General features: G+C 56.4%; 11 protein-coding genes. 3 read left to right on the top strand and 8 right to left on the bottom strand.

Features of this window, described 5'->3' with window-relative positions; genetic code table 11:
• Window positions 1-166: 166 nt before the first annotated feature.
• Window positions 167-2,497 carry a Tex family protein gene (locus BFV64_RS21960; protein WP_045135552.1) on the bottom strand — a complete coding sequence of 777 codons (2,331 nt, stop codon included), beginning with the start codon at window positions 2,495-2,497 and terminating at the stop codon, window positions 167-169.
• A gap of 87 nt (window positions 2,498-2,584) precedes the next feature.
• The gene (gene greB, locus BFV64_RS21955; RefSeq protein ID WP_014885539.1) at window positions 2,585-3,058 is read right to left on the bottom strand and encodes a transcription elongation factor GreB; all 474 of its coding nucleotides are present in this window, start codon (window positions 3,056-3,058) and stop codon (window positions 2,585-2,587) included.
• 228 nt (window positions 3,059-3,286) lie between these two features.
• Between greB and ompR the strand changes: the two genes are divergently transcribed.
• Together ompR and envZ are read left to right on the top strand one after the other, a co-directional pair.
• Window positions 3,287-4,006 carry an osmolarity response regulator transcription factor OmpR gene (gene ompR, locus BFV64_RS21950; protein ID WP_001157751.1) on the top strand — a complete coding sequence of 240 codons (720 nt, stop codon included), beginning with the start codon at window positions 3,287-3,289 and terminating at the stop codon, window positions 4,004-4,006.
• Entirely contained in the window at window positions 4,003-5,349 is a 1,347-nt protein-coding gene (envZ, locus tag BFV64_RS21945; RefSeq protein WP_014885538.1) for a two-component system sensor histidine kinase EnvZ, read from the top strand. The genes ompR and envZ overlap by 4 nt, the downstream gene beginning before the upstream one ends.
• Window positions 5,350-5,464: 115 nt before the next feature.
• Here envZ and pckA read toward each other — a convergent pair whose 3' ends face one another.
• From pckA to BFV64_RS21920, 5 genes are all read right to left on the bottom strand, one after another.
• Window positions 5,465-7,084, bottom strand: a complete 1,620-nt coding sequence (gene pckA, locus BFV64_RS21940; RefSeq protein WP_023331490.1) for a phosphoenolpyruvate carboxykinase (ATP) — start codon at window positions 7,082-7,084, stop codon at window positions 5,465-5,467.
• Between the two features lie 360 nt (window positions 7,085-7,444).
• Window positions 7,445-8,329: an Hsp33 family molecular chaperone HslO gene (gene hslO / locus BFV64_RS21935; RefSeq protein ID WP_162184515.1), complete on the bottom strand. Its 885-nt coding sequence runs from the start codon at window positions 8,327-8,329 to the stop codon at window positions 7,445-7,447.
• An 18-nt stretch (window positions 8,330-8,347) separates the two neighbouring features.
• On the bottom strand, window positions 8,348-8,749 hold the full coding sequence (gene hslR, locus BFV64_RS21930) for a ribosome-associated heat shock protein Hsp15 (protein ID WP_014885535.1): 402 nt from the start codon (window positions 8,747-8,749) through the stop codon (window positions 8,348-8,350).
• A complete protein-coding gene (gene yrfG / locus BFV64_RS21925; protein WP_059372990.1) occupies window positions 8,746-9,429 on the bottom strand; it encodes a GMP/IMP nucleotidase in 684 nt (227 codons plus the stop codon). Before yrfG ends, hslR begins: the two co-directional genes overlap by 4 nt.
• A gap of 67 nt (window positions 9,430-9,496) precedes the next feature.
• The gene (locus BFV64_RS21920; protein ID WP_014885533.1) at window positions 9,497-11,632 is read right to left on the bottom strand and encodes an intracellular growth attenuator family protein; all 2,136 of its coding nucleotides are present in this window, start codon (window positions 11,630-11,632) and stop codon (window positions 9,497-9,499) included.
• Between the two features lie 325 nt (window positions 11,633-11,957).
• On the opposite strand from BFV64_RS21920, the gene nudE reads away from it, so the two are divergent.
• Window positions 11,958-12,518, top strand: a complete 561-nt coding sequence (gene nudE, locus BFV64_RS21910) for an ADP compounds hydrolase NudE (RefSeq protein ID WP_008503041.1) — start codon at window positions 11,958-11,960, stop codon at window positions 12,516-12,518.
• 80 nt (window positions 12,519-12,598) lie between these two features.
• Here nudE and mrcA read toward each other — a convergent pair whose 3' ends face one another.
• Entirely contained in the window at window positions 12,599-15,151 is a 2,553-nt protein-coding gene (gene mrcA, locus BFV64_RS21905; RefSeq protein ID WP_014885532.1) for a peptidoglycan glycosyltransferase/peptidoglycan DD-transpeptidase MrcA, read from the bottom strand.
• Between the last annotated feature and the right edge of the window lie 119 nt (window positions 15,152-15,270).

Raw genomic sequence — 15,270 nt, 5'->3', positions numbered from 1 at the left:
TAAAGAGAAGAGGGTTATTTGTTAATGAAGTGATAATTAGTGGTTTAAATATGGATGCACTCTATTTGTTTTCATTCTTTGCGGCCTGCTTGCCGGGCGGCACTGCGTTTGCCCGGCCTACAAAACCGTAGGCCCGGTAAGCGTAGCGCCACCGGGCGTTTATCACTTAGCGCTTCTTGCCCATCGCGGCCGCCAGCGCATCCATCATCGCACTATTGCCCGCTGGCTGAGCATCACGCCCGCGCGGTTTTGCCGCTTTCGCGGCCGGGCGCTGAGAGTCACGAGCGCCGCCGTTTCCGCCACGACGCGCGTTGGTGTCGCCTGGCTGCTCGTCCAGACGCATGGTCAGGGCGATACGTTTGCGCTGCAGGTCCACTTCCAGCACTTTCACCTTCACGATGTCGCCCGCTTTGACCACGGTGTGCGGGTCTTCAACGAACTTGTCGGCGAGAGAAGAGATGTGAACCAGGCCATCCTGATGCACGCCGATATCCACAAACGCGCCGAAGTTGGTGACGTTAGTTACCGCACCTTCCAGCACCATGCCGGGCAGCAGATCGTTCATGGTCTCGATGCCGTCAGCAAAGGTCGCCGTTTTGAACTCAGGACGCGGATCGCGGCCCGGTTTTTCCAGCTCTTTGATGATATCGGTGACGGTTGGCACACCAAATTTATCGTCGGTGAAATCCACCGCTTTGAGGTTGCGCAGGGCACTGCTATCGCCCATCAGGTCCTTTAGCGCCTGCTGGGTGGCGGCCAGAATACGTTCCACCACCGGGTAGGCTTCCGGGTGAACGGTGGAGGCATCCAGCGGGTTATCGCCGTGGTTGATGCGCAGGAAGCCCGCGCATTGCTCAAACGCTTTCGGCCCCAGACGGCTCACCTTCAGCAGCTGCTGACGGTTCTGGAACTGGCCGTTCTCATCACGCCAGGCGACGATGTTCTGCGCCATCATGCGGGTTAAGCCCGCCACGCGGGTCAGCAGCGGCACGGAGGCGGTATTCAGGTCAACACCGACGGCGTTTACGCAGTCTTCTACGACCGCATCCAGCTTGCGTGCCAGCTGAGTCTGGCTCACATCGTGCTGGTACTGGCCCACGCCGATGGATTTCGGATCAATTTTCACCAGCTCCGCCAGCGGATCCTGCAAACGACGGGCGATAGAGACCGCGCCGCGCAATGAAACGTCCAGGTCCGGGAATTCCTGCGCCGCCAGCTCGGAGGCGGAATAGACTGATGCGCCCGCTTCGCTGACGATCACCTTCTGCGCCGTGACTTTCGGGAACTGCTTCTGCACGTCGAGGAAGAAACGTTCAGTCTCGCGGGACGCCGTACCGTTACCGATGGCGACCAGCTCGACGTTGTATTTTTCACACAGAGCGGCAACCACGACAGCCGCTTTCGCTGCCTGTCCGGTGTGCGGATAGATGGTGTCAGTGGCGACCAGCTTGCCGGTGCCGTCAACCACCGCCACTTTCACGCCGGTACGCAGGCCCGGATCGAGACCCATGGTCGCGCGCAGGCCAGCAGGCGCCGCCATCAGCAGGTCATGCAGGTTACGGGCGAAAACGTTGATCGCTTCATCTTCGGCGCGCTCGCGCACGGTGCCCATCAGCTCGGTTTCGAGGTGCATCAGCACCTTGATGCGCCAGGTCCAGCTCACCACGCCTTTGCGCCAGCTGTCTGCCGGAGCGTTGTTAAGGTGCAGGCCGAGATGGTCAATGATGATCTGCTCGCAGTGGCTCTCTTTCGGCGGCTCGTCAAACTGCGGATCAGCGTTCAGAGAGAGCTGCAGCACACCTTCGTTGCGGCCGCGGAACATTGCCAGCGCACGGTGTGATGGGGTGGTAGATATCGGTTCGTGGTGATCGAAGTAGTCGCGGAATTTCGCGCCTTCGTCCTCTTTCCCCGCCACGACGGTAGAGACGATGTGCGCATTCTTCCACAGGTAATCACGCACTTTAGCCAGCAGGGCGGCGTCTTCGGCAAAGCGTTCCATCAGAATGTAACGCGCACCGTCGAGGGCGGCCTTGGTGTCCGCGACGCCTTTGTCGGCATCGATGAATTTCGCCGCCTCAGTTTCCGGATGGTGGGACGGCTCATTCCACAGCAGGTCGGCCAGCGGCTCAAGGCCTGCTTCAATCGCGATCTGCCCGCGCGTGCGGCGCTTCGGTTTGTAAGGCAGATAGAGATCTTCGAGTTCGGTTTTGCTCAGGGTGCCGTTAATGGCGCTTTCCAGTTCGCTGGTCAGCTTGCCCTGTTCGCCAATGGATTTGAGGATCGCCTGACGACGGTCTTCCAGTTCACGCAGGTATCCCAGACGGGTTTCCAGGTTACGCAGCTGCGTGTCATCCAGACCGCCGGTGACTTCCTTACGATAACGTGCAATAAACGGCACGGTGTTCCCTTCATCAAGCAGGCGAACGGCAGCTTCTACCTGTTCGGCTCTGGCCTGAAGTTCACCCGCAATAATGCGGCAGAGCGAATCTTTCATCATGGCTTTATCATCTGTTGAGTCGAAAAATCAGGGGATAGTTATACGGGCTGACACGGCAAAATGCCAGCCGGGGAGGGCGCTCTCGGACTATTTTACGTAGACGATCTCATTGACGTACCAGCTGGCTTCACCGGCGGGAGTCTGAACGACGGCCAAATCACCCACTTCCTTTTTCAGCAGCGCGCGGGCCATCGGGGAGTCGATGGAGATGTAATCCTTACGACCAAAAATTTCATCGTAGCCGACAATGCGAAAACGCAGGGTGTCACCGTCGTCGTTTTCAATCTCCACCCACGCGCCGAAGAACACTTTGCCCTCCTGCTGCGGGGAGTAATCGACAATTTTCAGGTTCTCAAGGCACTTGGTCAGGTAGCGTACCCGACGGTCAATCTCACGCAGTCGCTTTTTGTTGTACTGGTAGTCAGCATTTTCGCTGCGATCGCCCAGGCTTGCCGCCCAGGTCACCTTTTTGGTTACTTCAGGGCGCTCTTCTCGCCACAGGTAATCCATCTCTTTTTTGAGTTTTTCGTACCCTTCGCGGGTGATCAGGGGCGTTTTCATGGTAAAGCCTTTGCTGCCTGTTTTCTGTCTGGCGCACAATACGTACCACACAGTGTAACAGACAGGATTAATAATGATTTATGTGATGAAATGAGCAGATAAGCTGCTGTTAAATATGCTTTGTAACAATTTCGACTAGAATTTATACCAGATTTCGCTGGTCGAATACGTGCACTTTTTTAGAATACGCTGTCACAAAGACTATCCGAACCTTTGGGAGTACACACAATGCAAGAGAACTACAAAATTCTGGTCGTGGATGACGACATGCGCCTGCGTGCGCTGCTGGAGCGTTATCTGACCGAGCAGGGCTTCCAGGTTCGTAGCGTCGCGAACGCTGAGCAGATGGATCGTCTGCTAACCCGTGAATCTTTCCATCTGATGGTTCTCGACCTGATGCTGCCGGGCGAGGACGGGCTCTCTATCTGCCGTCGTCTGCGTAGCCAGAGTAACCCGATGCCGATCATCATGGTGACCGCGAAGGGTGAAGAAGTTGACCGTATCGTGGGCCTCGAAATCGGCGCGGATGACTACATTCCAAAACCGTTTAACCCGCGTGAACTGCTGGCGCGTATTCGTGCCGTGCTGCGTCGTCAGGCGAACGAGCTGCCTGGCGCACCGTCGCAGGAAGAAGCGGTGATTGCCTTCGGCAAGTTCAAGCTGAACCTCGGTACGCGTGAGATGTTCCGTGAAGATGAGCCAATGCCGCTCACCAGCGGTGAGTTTGCGGTGCTGAAAGCACTGGTCAGCCACCCGCGTGAGCCGCTTTCCCGTGACAAGCTGATGAACCTGGCGCGTGGTCGCGAATACTCGGCAATGGAACGCTCCATCGACGTGCAGATCTCCCGTCTGCGCCGCATGGTGGAAGAAGATCCGGCGCATCCTCGTTATATTCAGACCGTATGGGGTCTGGGCTACGTGTTCGTTCCGGACGGCTCTAAAGCATGAGGCGAATGCGCTTCTCGCCGCGAAGCTCATTTGCCCGCACCCTGTTACTGATCGTCACCTTGCTGTTCGTCAGCCTGGTGACGACCTACCTGGTGGTTTTGAACTTTGCGATTTTGCCGAGCCTCCAGCAGTTTAATAAGGTCCTGGCGTACGAAGTCCGTATGCTGATGACCGATAAACTGCAACTGGAGGACGGCACGCAACTGGTCGTTCCCCCGGCGTTTCGCCGTGAAATCTACCGTGAGCTGGGCATTTCGCTCTACTCGAATGAGGCGGCAGAAGACGCGGGTTTGCGCTGGGCGCAGCACTACGAATTTCTTAGCCAGCAGATGGCGCAGCAGCTGGGGGGGCCAACGGAAGTCCGTGTTGAGGTCAACAAAAGCTCGCCTGTCGTCTGGCTGAAAACCTGGCTGTCACCCAACATCTGGGTGCGCGTTCCGCTGACGGAAATCCATCAGGGCGACTTCTCGCCGCTGTTCCGCTATACGCTCGCCATTATGCTGCTGGCGATAGGCGGGGCCTGGCTGTTTATCCGTATACAGAACCGACCGCTGGTCGACCTGGAGCACGCTGCGCTGCAGGTCGGTAAAGGCATTATTCCTCCCCCGCTGCGCGAGTATGGCGCCTCGGAAGTGCGTTCTGTGACGCGGGCCTTTAACCACATGGCCGCAGGCGTGAAGCAGCTGGCGGATGACCGTACGCTGCTGATGGCGGGCGTCAGTCATGACCTGCGCACGCCGTTGACGCGTATCCGTCTGGCAACGGAGATGATGGGCGAAGAAGATGGTTATCTCGCCGAGTCCATCAACAAGGACATCGAAGAGTGTAACGCCATCATCGAGCAGTTCATCGACTATCTCCGTACCGGGCAGGAGATGCCGATGGAGATGGCGGATCTGAACGCGGTGCTGGGTGAAGTGGTGGCCGCGGAAAGTGGTTATGAACGTGAAATTGATACTGCCCTTCAGGCCGGTGAAATTCAGGTCCGTATGCACCCGCTCTCCATTAAGCGTGCGGTGGCGAACATGGTGGTCAACGCGGCGCGCTACGGTAACGGCTGGATTAAAGTCAGCAGCGGGTCTGAACTCAACCGCGCCTGGTTCCAGGTGGAAGATGACGGTCCGGGTATTAAGCCCGAGCAGCGTAAGCATCTGTTCCAGCCGTTTGTGCGTGGCGACAGTGCGCGCAGCACCAGTGGTACGGGCTTAGGCCTGGCGATTGTGCAGCGTATTATCGATAACCATAACGGATTGCTGGAGATCGGCACCAGCGAGCGGGGTGGGCTGAGCATTCGCGCCTGGTTACCGGTGCCGGTGACGCGCGGACAGGTGAAAGAGAGTTAAAAAAAGGTGGCAAAAGCCACCTTTTTTGTAGGTCGGGTAAGGCGAAGCCGCCACCCGACAACATGCGACCTGATGCCCCCACCCTGGCCCTCTCCCACAGGGAGAGGGAGAAGGGCTACAGCTTCGGTCCCGCACTCACCAGCGCTTCGCCCGCTGGTGTATCGGTATATTTCTCAAAGTTCTCAATAAACAGCTTCGCCAGCGATTCTGCCTTCTCGCGCCACTGTTCCGGCGATCCGTACGTATTGCGCGGGTCGAGGATATGCGTATCCACACCCGGCAGCGACGTTGGAATGGCCAGGTCAAACATCGGCAGCGTGAAGGTTTCGGCGTTATCGAGAGAACCATCCAGAATGGCGTCGATAATAGCGCGAGTATCCTTGATAGAGATACGTTTGCCAGTCCCGTTCCAGCCGGTGTTCACCAGGTAGGCCTGCGCGCCAGACGCCTGCATGCGTTTCACCAGCACTTCAGCGTACTGCGTCGGGTGCAGCGACAGGAATGCTGCGCCGAAGCAGGCGGAGAAGGTTGGGGTTGGCTCCGTCACGCCGCGCTCGGTACCCGCCAGTTTGGCCGTAAAGCCAGAAAGGAAGTGGTACTGCGTTTGGCTGGCGGTCAGGCGAGATACCGGAGGCAGCACGCCAAAGGCATCCGCCGTCAGGAAAATCACCTTCGTAGCATGACCCGCTTTTGACACCGGCTTCACGATGTTGTCGATGTGGTAGATCGGGTATGACACGCGCGTGTTTTCGGTTTTCGAGGCGTCGTCAAAGTCGATAGAGCCGTCGGCACGTACGGTGACGTTTTCCAGCAGCGCATCGCGACGGATTGCGTGGAAGATATCCGGCTCAGCCTCTTCTGACAGGCGAATGGTCTTCGCGTAGCAGCCGCCTTCAAAGTTAAACACGCCGTCATCGTCCCAGCCGTGTTCGTCATCGCCAATCAGACGACGTTTCGGGTCGGTGGAGAGGGTGGTTTTCCCTGTGCCGGACAGGCCGAAGAACACCGCCACATCGCCTTTCTCGCCGACGTTCGCCGAGCAGTGCATGGACGCGATGCCGCGCAGTGGCAGCAGGTAGTTCATGACCGAGAACATCCCTTTCTTCATCTCGCCGCCGTACCAGGTACCGCCGATCAGCTGGATACGCTCGGTCAGGTTGAAGGCGACAAAGTTTTCGGAGTTCAGGCCCTGCTCTTTCCACTGCGGGTTAGTGCATTTCGCACCGTTCATTACGATGAAGTCAGGCGTGAAGTCCTGCAGCTCTTCGTCGGTTGGACGAATAAACATGTTCTTCACGAAATGCGCCTGCCAGGCTACTTCGGTAATGAAACGTACGGAGAGACGGGTGTCGGCGTTAGCGCCGCAGAAAGCGTCTACGATAAACAGACGCTTGCCAGAAAGTTGATGGGTGACGAGCCCTTTCAGATGCTGCCAGGTTTCCGGGGAGAGCGGTTTGTTGTCGTTCTTCCCTTTGCCTTTGTCAGCCCACCACAGCGTATCGCGGGTGGTTTCGTCTCGGACGATATACTTATCTTTCGGCGAACGACCGGTAAAAATACCGGTATCGACGGCGATAGCACCAAGATTCGTCAACACACCGCGCTCGTATCCTTCCAGTGCTGGATTGAGCTCTTCCTGATACAGCGTATCGTAGTCGGGGTTGTAGACGACTTCCTGGACGTCGTGAATACCATAAGCCTTGAGATCTTGCGGGGTTAAACCAGTAACACGCATATCACTGCTCCTTAGCCAATATGTACTGCCTGAAATTGTAGGGTTTTTCTGGGGTTGTTAACCGCGACGGGGCTCATAGATTTACGCATCTGGACAAAACCCTTACTAACGGAAAACGCTGCGACTCCAGTCACAGTGCAGGCGGATTATCGCAGGAATCGCTTTTTGGTTGGGGAAAATGTTCCGAAAAGGTTAAAGGCTGGTGATTTTATCGGAGAGAATGTGAATGTAATCGCATACACGTAAGAAAATTACGTAAGAGTTACATACGGAAAACGATTCAGCTTAAGCGAGGTTTTTTGCCCTCACCCTAACCCTCTCCCACTGGGAGAGGGAACTGGATGGGGAGAGGGAAGGGTATTAGTGAACCTGCGGATCCGCCGGGGAGGCGTTGTTGCGGATCTCAGCGATATCCATTGAATTGAACACATAGTGCGTACCGCAGTAGTCACAGTGCATATCAATTTCGCCGTCTTCCGCCATGATGCTGTCGATCTCTTCATCTGGCAGGGTTTTCAGCGCACCCGCGCAGCGTTCGCGAGAACAGGTGCATTTGAACTCCACCGCCTGCGGGTCGTAAACGGTCACTTCTTCTTCGTGGTACAGACGCCACAGCACGTCAGTCGCCGACAGGTTAAACAGCTCTTCTGCTTTGACGGTTTCGGTCAGCGTCGCCAGGTGCTCGAAGTCATTGGTCTGTGCGTCCTGGGCTGGCAGAACTTGCAGCAGCATACCGCCCGCAGCAGGCTGACCATCCACTTCACCGGTGCGGATGAACAGACGCGTCGGCAGCTGTTCAGAACGCATGAAGTAATCTTCCAGGCAGGCTGCCAGGGTATCCCCTTCGAGGCCGACCACGCCCTGATAGCGTTCACCTTCCTCAGGGGAGATGGTGATCACCAGGTAGCCATTCCCCACCAGCGTTTTGAGGTCTGCATTTTCTGGCACATCGCCCTGAACGCGTGCGACGCCGCGCATCTGCTGCTGGTTATTGCCGTTGATCACTGCCAGCGTCATTGGGCCGTCACCCTGCAACTGCACGGTAATATCACCGGCAAATTTCAGCGTCGCGGTCAGCAGGCTGGTGGCAACCAGCAGTTCGCCCAACAGGGTCTTCACCGGCAGCGGGTAATTGTGGTTTTCCAGAATCTGTTTCCAGGTTTCGGATACGGTGACCAGTTCGCCGCGCACGGCGAATTGTTCAAACAGATAGCGGTGTAATTGGTCGTGTTGGGCCATTTTCATCTCTCGTGCGGGTGAGGGTTACTCTGTCTCACCGTGTTTAAATTTCATCAGATCGCGGCGCTCTTTTTTATCCGGCCGCCGGTCCGGGTGGGGCATGGTTAGCGCATTCATTTTGCGCGCCAGCGCGGTCTTCTCGCGTTTCTCAACGCTTTCCGCCGTCTCTTCATAAAGCAGTGCGGCTTCCGATGCGGGCCGACGTTGTTCGGTAATGGCTTTAATCACCACCGTTTTTTCATCGTTGCCCTGGCGTAGCGTTAAGGTGGCGTTCAGCTCAACCAGCTTGCTCGGCTTGCTGCGCTGGCCGTTGTAATGCACTTTACCGCCGTCAACCATCTCGCGGGCAAGGGCGCGCGTTTTATAAAAACGGGCCGCCCACAGCCATTTATCCAGTCTTACCCCGTCAGAGGGTTTTTCTTTCATGGCGTCTCCTTCACGGTCAGTGAGGGGATCATCTGGCGGTAGTCGTTCAGTCCAGGATGTCGCAGATAGCGTTTTTCAGCCAGGCCAGAGTCAGGATTGGTGACGCCCAGACAATAGCGAATGCCAAACGTTGCCGCGGAATCCAGAATGGGCTCGCTGTCGTCAATGAACAGCGTGCGTTCCGGCTGCAAGCCGGTCTCTTCCTTCACCGCATGCCACAACCGCTGATCCTCTTTCGGATAACCAAATGTGTGGGTAGAAAGCAATAAATCAAGGTGCGATGCCAGCCCCGTGTGCTCCAGCTTCACGGCCAGATTATGTGGATGCGCGTTGGTCAGCAAAATACGGCGCTTGCCGCTGGCTTTCAGCGCGTCCAGGAACGGAACCGTATCTTCGCGCAGTACCGCGCGCGGGCCCTGGGCGGTGGTCATGGCACAAATATCCAAACCGAGGCGCTCGCTCCAGTAGTCAAGACAGTACCAGTTTAGCGTATGTTGCGCCGCGCTATATTGCGAACGAATGAATGCCTGTGCTTCTGCCGGGGAGATACCCTGCTGTTCGCCGTAGGTTTCCGGTACCAGCTTTTGCCAGAAATAGTTATCAAAGGCGAGATCGAGCAGCGTGCCGTCCATATCCAGCAGAACGGTGTCGACCTGCTGCCAGTCGATATCAAGATGCATAAGGGGGAACTCCAGCCAGAAGAAACGTGCGCGACAGGGTAGCACATCTTGTCGCGCAACGAGGTTATCAGATCAGGCTCTCGGAGGAGGGGATCAGCTTGGGATTAAGGCAATTTTCATAATATTGCTGGATCTCAGCAAGACGGGTGCGCGAGCGTTGATAGCGGCGCAGCGCCATAATACCGTTCCAGACAATGGCGATAAGCATGGCGATCATCAGCAGAGAGGTGCCAATGTATCGCCACAATCCTGCGCTATCCGGCATCCTGTGCAGGCCGATATGACGGGTGCCGTTGGCATCGGTATAAATACTGGTGACAATCCCTTCGGCGCTGAAGGGGGTTTGCATCAGCATCTGCGCCAGACGCTGGAACTGACCCCACTGCTCCTGTGCCGGATAGTCATAAAGCGCCACCTGCGGGTAAGGCTGATCGACCAGGTCGCTGCCCTCATCGCTGACAATCACAAAGCCGCCCGGTGCCGGGCTGTTGAGCGCCTGCGCCGCACGGGTGGTTTCGCGCATCATAAACGGCGATGTCGACGTGGCGACCAGGTTATCCAGCGATTCGGCGCTTACCGGGCGCAGCAGGACGTTGACACCGTCCAGTCGTCCCGCTTCGGCGCGTTTGACCAGTGAGTCCCAGTCTTTGCTGTTCCCCAGGTTAACCAGCGCGTTTTTGAGGCGTATGCACTCATCCTGCGAGGAACATAAATCCTGGGTTTTGAGAACGATATCGCCAAAGTCATCCAGGAGAACCATGCCTGACTTCTGGATGGCAGAACGGAGCGCAGGGCTGACGCGTGAATCGTCATCCGCTTTCGGGTGCAGCTGGCGGTTAACCGTCTGGGTCAGCGCCGTGGCTTTATTCACCACTTCGGATTCCGGTAATGGCAGCGGCGGCGCGTCGTTCCAGATAATTTGCGAGCAGTCGAACGGCATGAAAGGCGAGCTCTGCCGCGTGTTCCATCCGCCCGGGCTGTGGATATTACACATCCCGGTTCCCTTCAGGCGCAGCGTATCGCCCACCCGCACCCCTGCTTCATCCAGCTGGTTGACGCTGGTCGCTTCGATGGTCTGCGCGCCTTTAATCCACGACAGGGTGAATTTGATGGGCATATCCAGCGGTACGAAAAGCAGCAGCATGATAAACACCAGCGCGGCGCCGCCAGCAATGACCGTGCTACGGAGCCAGTGCTGAAGCGGGAAATTTTTTACTTCATCATGCAGAGACAGGAAGCGTCCCTGACGCACAACGTGGCGGTCAAGGTAGATATCAATATCGGTTTTCTGCCCTAAATCCTGCGCGATCCACGGTTGCCAGTGGCGCGGATAGATAAGGTCGATAATACCGAGCGAAATATTGTTGAGATGCTCCTGATCGTTTTCACCGAACAGACCCCAGCGCTTTGGTGTGCCGCGCAGGCAGTGGATCTCCCGCAACGAGGTTTTGGCCGGCGGTGCAAAAAGCCCCCACAGTCCGGCAGCCAGAAGCAGCACAGCGCCCCCTGCCAGCCACGGAACAAAGACGTCCGGCGTCAGCAGGCAGACAAAAAAGAGCAGGAAAGCGGCAACGATCAGAATGGCTTCACGGATGCCGTCCGGACGGCTCAGGGCGTATTCTTCATGCGTTTCCTGACGAATGTTCAGCAGTTCGATCTGCTCGGTCTCTTCGCCACGAATGGAGGCCTGTGTTGAACTCGCGCGTTCCAGCGCAAAACGCGGAGCTTCGTGAAGATATTCACTCAGGGTATGACCGTTAAGCGAGATAACCAGCGGCAGCGAATCGGTATGAATCAGCTCAACGCTGTTTTCGTCGTTAATGTACTGTTCCCAGGAGGGGGGCAGATGTACCTCGACGGAATCAAGATAGTAGCGCCACTTGTTGGGGTCGTCCGTTGTGATACCGTAGCGAGTAATGGAACGCGTCACGCAGAGCACGGTGTCGCTCTGCGCGTTAAGTTTCAGTGCGACAGGCGCAGCTGTAGCTCCCGTCGGCCCAGGCGATAACTGGGTACGGTTCAGCGTTTCGAGATAGTTTTCAACTGCATCGCGCTCATCTTGCGCGAGTTTACGGGTGGTCGCACCCGCGAAGGCATTTAAAAAAGGCAGCCGGTAACGGCGCTGTGCGCGTCGCCAGTACAGCCACCCTGCAATCAATGCGCTGGCCAGCATAGCAGCGAGAACAATCAAAATGGTGCTCATGCTTTCCCCATCTTACTAATCTTCTTACAGGTGTAATCAGTAGCACCTTTACATTGAATGAGAGTCTGTGGCTGGCTATCGGCAAGTATGGAGTCGAACTTGAGCATTCTGAAGCGCATCCCAGTGACCGGTGATGATAGCAAAGCCTCTTATGGCGCGATATCAGCAAATTCCTGGAAACATTTCAACCTCTTGACATTTGTTTTGAATTGAGGATTGATCCCAGCTACGTTGCATAAATGTAAATAAAGAGCGATTGACATTGCCGAAACCGTGCGGCATATCGCACAATAAAGCCAGTTCACACTGTTAAGACCCCATCAAGATGAGCAAACCACTACAAAAACCCACCATTCTGAATGTTGAAACTGTCGCCAAATCGCGCCTGTTTAATGTTGAAAGTGTGGACCTGGAGTTCAGCAACGGTGTGCGTCGTGTTTATGAACGTATGCGCCCCTCTTCGCGCGAAGCGGTGATGATTGTCCCTATCGTCGACGATCATCTGATTTTGATCCGCGAATACGCCGTGGGAACAGAATCTTACGAACTTGGGTTCTCCAAAGGACTGATCGACCCGGGCGAAACGGTCTTTGAAGCGGCAAACCGTGAGCTGAAAGAAGAGGTGGGTTTTGGTGCGAATGAGCTGTCGTTCCTGAAAAAACTGAGCATGGCGCCGTCCTATTTTTCCAGCAAAATGAATATTGTGGTGGCTGAAGATCTCTACCCTGAATCGCTGGAGGGAGATGAGCCGGAACCGCTGCCGCAGGTGCGCTGGCCGCTGGCGCATCTGATGGATCTGCTGGAAGACCCAGACTTTAACGAGGCCCGCAACGTGAGCGCGTTGTTCCTGGTTCGGGAATGGTTGAAGGGGCAGGGGCGGTTGTAGGTCATAAAAAAAGCCGGGTGGCGGCTTCGCCTTACCCGGCCTGGGATTCTTTGCCCGGTTTTTACCGGGCATTTTTATGCTTAGAACAGCTCGTGCGTTTCGCCGTTATCAATAATCTCTGTACCCACCTCATGCACCGCCTGCGTGGTTGGCTGCGTGCCTTCGATGAAATACTCGGCGCGGCTATTACCGCCATTAGCGAGCTGTCCGGTGCTACGGTCGATATTGACCGTGACCACACCCGGCGGTGGCGTTAATGGCTGCTCTGGTACGCCTTCAAGAACGGATTTCATGTACGCATCCCACGCCGGTTGTGCGCTTTTCGCGCCGCCTTCGTAGCCGGAAATCTGATCTTTAATCGCGCCGGATGCCGTGGTACGACCTAAGTCACGGCGATGATCGTCGAAACCGATCCACACCGAGGTCACTACGCCCGGACCGTAGCCGGAGAACCATGCATCTTTCGAGCTGTTAGTGGTACCCGTTTTACCGCCGATATCATGGCGCTGTAAATCGCGTCCCGCACGCCAGCCGGTACCCTGCCAGCCTGGTTCACCGAAGATGTTGGTGTTCAGCGCGCTCTTGATCAGGAATGACAGAGGCGTGTTGATCACATGCGGGGCATACTCCTGCGCGCCGGTCTGTGCAACCAGCGACTGGTTAGCCTGCTCCAGCTGTGGCTGCGGTACAACGATATTCGGCTGCTCCTGAGACACGGCAGGGTCTTCCATGTCCTTGTTTTCAAGCACCTCGGATTTCGGTGTATTGCCGTAAATGACCGGGATATCACACTCAGGGCAGGCAATTTTCGGTTTTGCCTCAAACAGCACGCCGCCCTGATCGTTCTCGATTTTACTGATGAAGAACGGGTCAACCAGGAAGCCACCGTTGGCCATCACCGAGTATCCACGTGCGACCTGAAGCGGCGTAAAGGAAGCGGAGCCTAACGCCAGCGACTCGGTGCGAACGATGTTCTGCGCCGGGAAGCCGAAACGCTGCAGATACTCTGCCGCATAGTCAACGCCCATTGCGCGCATGGCACGTACCATCACCACGTTTTTCGACTGTCCCAGACCCTGACGAAGACGAATAGGGCCGGCATATTCCGCAGGCGAGTTTTTCGGCTGCCAGTCGGAACCGGCACCAGCGTCCCAGCGGGAGATAGGCACGTCGTTAAGGATGCTGGCAAGGGTTAAGCCCTTATCCATCGCCGCGGTGTAGAGGAACGGCTTGATGTTGGAGCCAACCTGACGCAGTGCCTGAGTCGCGCGGTTGAACTTGCTCTGGTTGAAATCGAACCCGCCAACCAGCGCCATGACCGCACCATTCTGTGGGTTGATCGAGACCAGGGCCGAGTTGACGTCAGGGACCTGCGCCAGCCACCAGGCATCGCCCACCTTACGCACCCAGATTTGCTGTCCGGTCTGTACCACATCGGTGACTTTACGCGGGGTTGGCCCTTGCAGAGTGTCCGAACGGTAAGGTCGTGCCCAACGCATCCCGTCCATACGCAGGGAGACGGAAGTGCCATCCGCCAGGGTCGCAACGGCTTCCTGAGGATTGGCCTGCGTCACGACAGCAGGGAGGAGCGGGCCATAGGTTGGCAGCGCCCTCAGCGTGCTGGTGATTTTTTTGCTGTCCCACGCGCTTTCACCCACTTTCCAGAGCACGTTTGACGGGCCGCGATAGCCGTGACGCATGTCGTAGTCCATCACGTTGTTGCGCACCGCCTCCTGAGCCGCCTGCTGCACTTTGCGAGTGACGGTGGTGTACACGCGATAGCCATCTTCATAGGCCTTGTCGCCATAACGGCTCACCATCTCCTGGCGCACCATTTCGGTCAGGTAAGGCGCAGAGAAGGCGATCTCAGGGGCGTGGTAGTTGGCGTCAATGACATCGTTGCGCGCCTGGTCGTACTCGCTCTGGCTGATATAGCCTTCGCTCAGCATACGTGACAGGACGACGTTACGACGCGAGGTGGCGCGATCGAGCGAATAGAGCGGGTTAAACGTAGAAGGCGCTTTAGGCAGACCGGCGATGGTGGCCATTTCGCTTAAGGTGAGTTGATCCACCGGTTTACCGAAATACACCTGTGCCGCAGCCCCCACGCCATAAGCACGGTAGCCCAGGTAGATTTTATTGAGGTACAGCTCAAGGATTTCGTCCTTGCTCAGCAACTGCTCAATACGGATCGCCAGGAACACCTCTTTGATCTTACGTATCAGCGTTTTTTCAGGGCTGAGGAAGAAGTTACGCGCCAGCTGCTGCGTAATGGTACTTGCCCCCTGGGAGGCATGACCAGAGAACAACGCAATGCTCGCGGCGCGGAAAATCCCCACCGGATCGACACCGTGGTGCTCGTAAAAACGGCTGTCCTCGGTGGCGATAAAGGCTTTCACCATCACGGGCGGAATTTGGTTTAAGGTCAGCGGGATACGACGCTTCTCGCCATACTGCGCCATCAATTCGCCATCGGCGCTATAGACTTGCATCGGGATCTGGAGCCGCACATCGCGAAGCGTGGCGACATCAGGTAGCTGTGGCTCAATATATTTGTACAAACCGTAAATCGAGCCTGCTCCCAGCAGAATGCAACAGACTGCAAGGATGAATAAATACTTTACGAACTTCACCGGAGATTTCCCATTTGGTTTCACTTGGGCAGTTTCTAAACAATCGCGCGGTAGTATAAAGGCAAGCCTGATTCATTGATATAGCCGTCACGGCGACGGGCGATAAGGAGATCGTGAAG

This window comes from Enterobacter kobei, from assembly GCF_001729765.1.
Classification (GTDB): domain Bacteria; phylum Pseudomonadota; class Gammaproteobacteria; order Enterobacterales; family Enterobacteriaceae; genus Enterobacter; species Enterobacter kobei.
The sequence above is the reverse complement of the archived record's forward strand: the minus strand, read 5'-3'. Positions and strand labels throughout refer to the sequence as shown.

Excerpts from the sequence above, each read along its gene's own strand:
- nudE (WP_008503041.1), top strand. The coding sequence starts at position 11,958 with ATGAGCAAACCACTACAAAAACCCACCATTCTGAATGTTGAAACTGTC.
- greB (WP_014885539.1), bottom strand. The coding sequence starts at position 3,058 with ATGAAAACGCCCCTGATCACCCGCGAAGGGTACGAAAAACTCAAAAAA.
- hslR (WP_014885535.1), bottom strand. The coding sequence starts at position 8,749 with ATGAAAGAAAAACCCTCTGACGGGGTAAGACTGGATAAATGGCTGTGG.
- yrfG (WP_059372990.1), bottom strand. The coding sequence starts at position 9,429 with ATGCATCTTGATATCGACTGGCAGCAGGTCGACACCGTTCTGCTGGAT.
- pckA (WP_023331490.1), bottom strand. The coding sequence starts at position 7,084 with ATGCGTGTTACTGGTTTAACCCCGCAAGATCTCAAGGCTTATGGTATT.
- ompR (WP_001157751.1), top strand. The coding sequence starts at position 3,287 with ATGCAAGAGAACTACAAAATTCTGGTCGTGGATGACGACATGCGCCTG.
- envZ (WP_014885538.1), top strand. The coding sequence starts at position 4,003 with ATGAGGCGAATGCGCTTCTCGCCGCGAAGCTCATTTGCCCGCACCCTG.
- BFV64_RS21960 (WP_045135552.1), bottom strand. The coding sequence starts at position 2,497 with ATGATGAAAGATTCGCTCTGCCGCATTATTGCGGGTGAACTTCAGGCC.
- hslO (WP_162184515.1), bottom strand. The coding sequence starts at position 8,329 with ATGAAAATGGCCCAACACGACCAATTACACCGCTATCTGTTTGAACAA.
- BFV64_RS21920 (WP_014885533.1), bottom strand. The coding sequence starts at position 11,632 with ATGAGCACCATTTTGATTGTTCTCGCTGCTATGCTGGCCAGCGCATTG.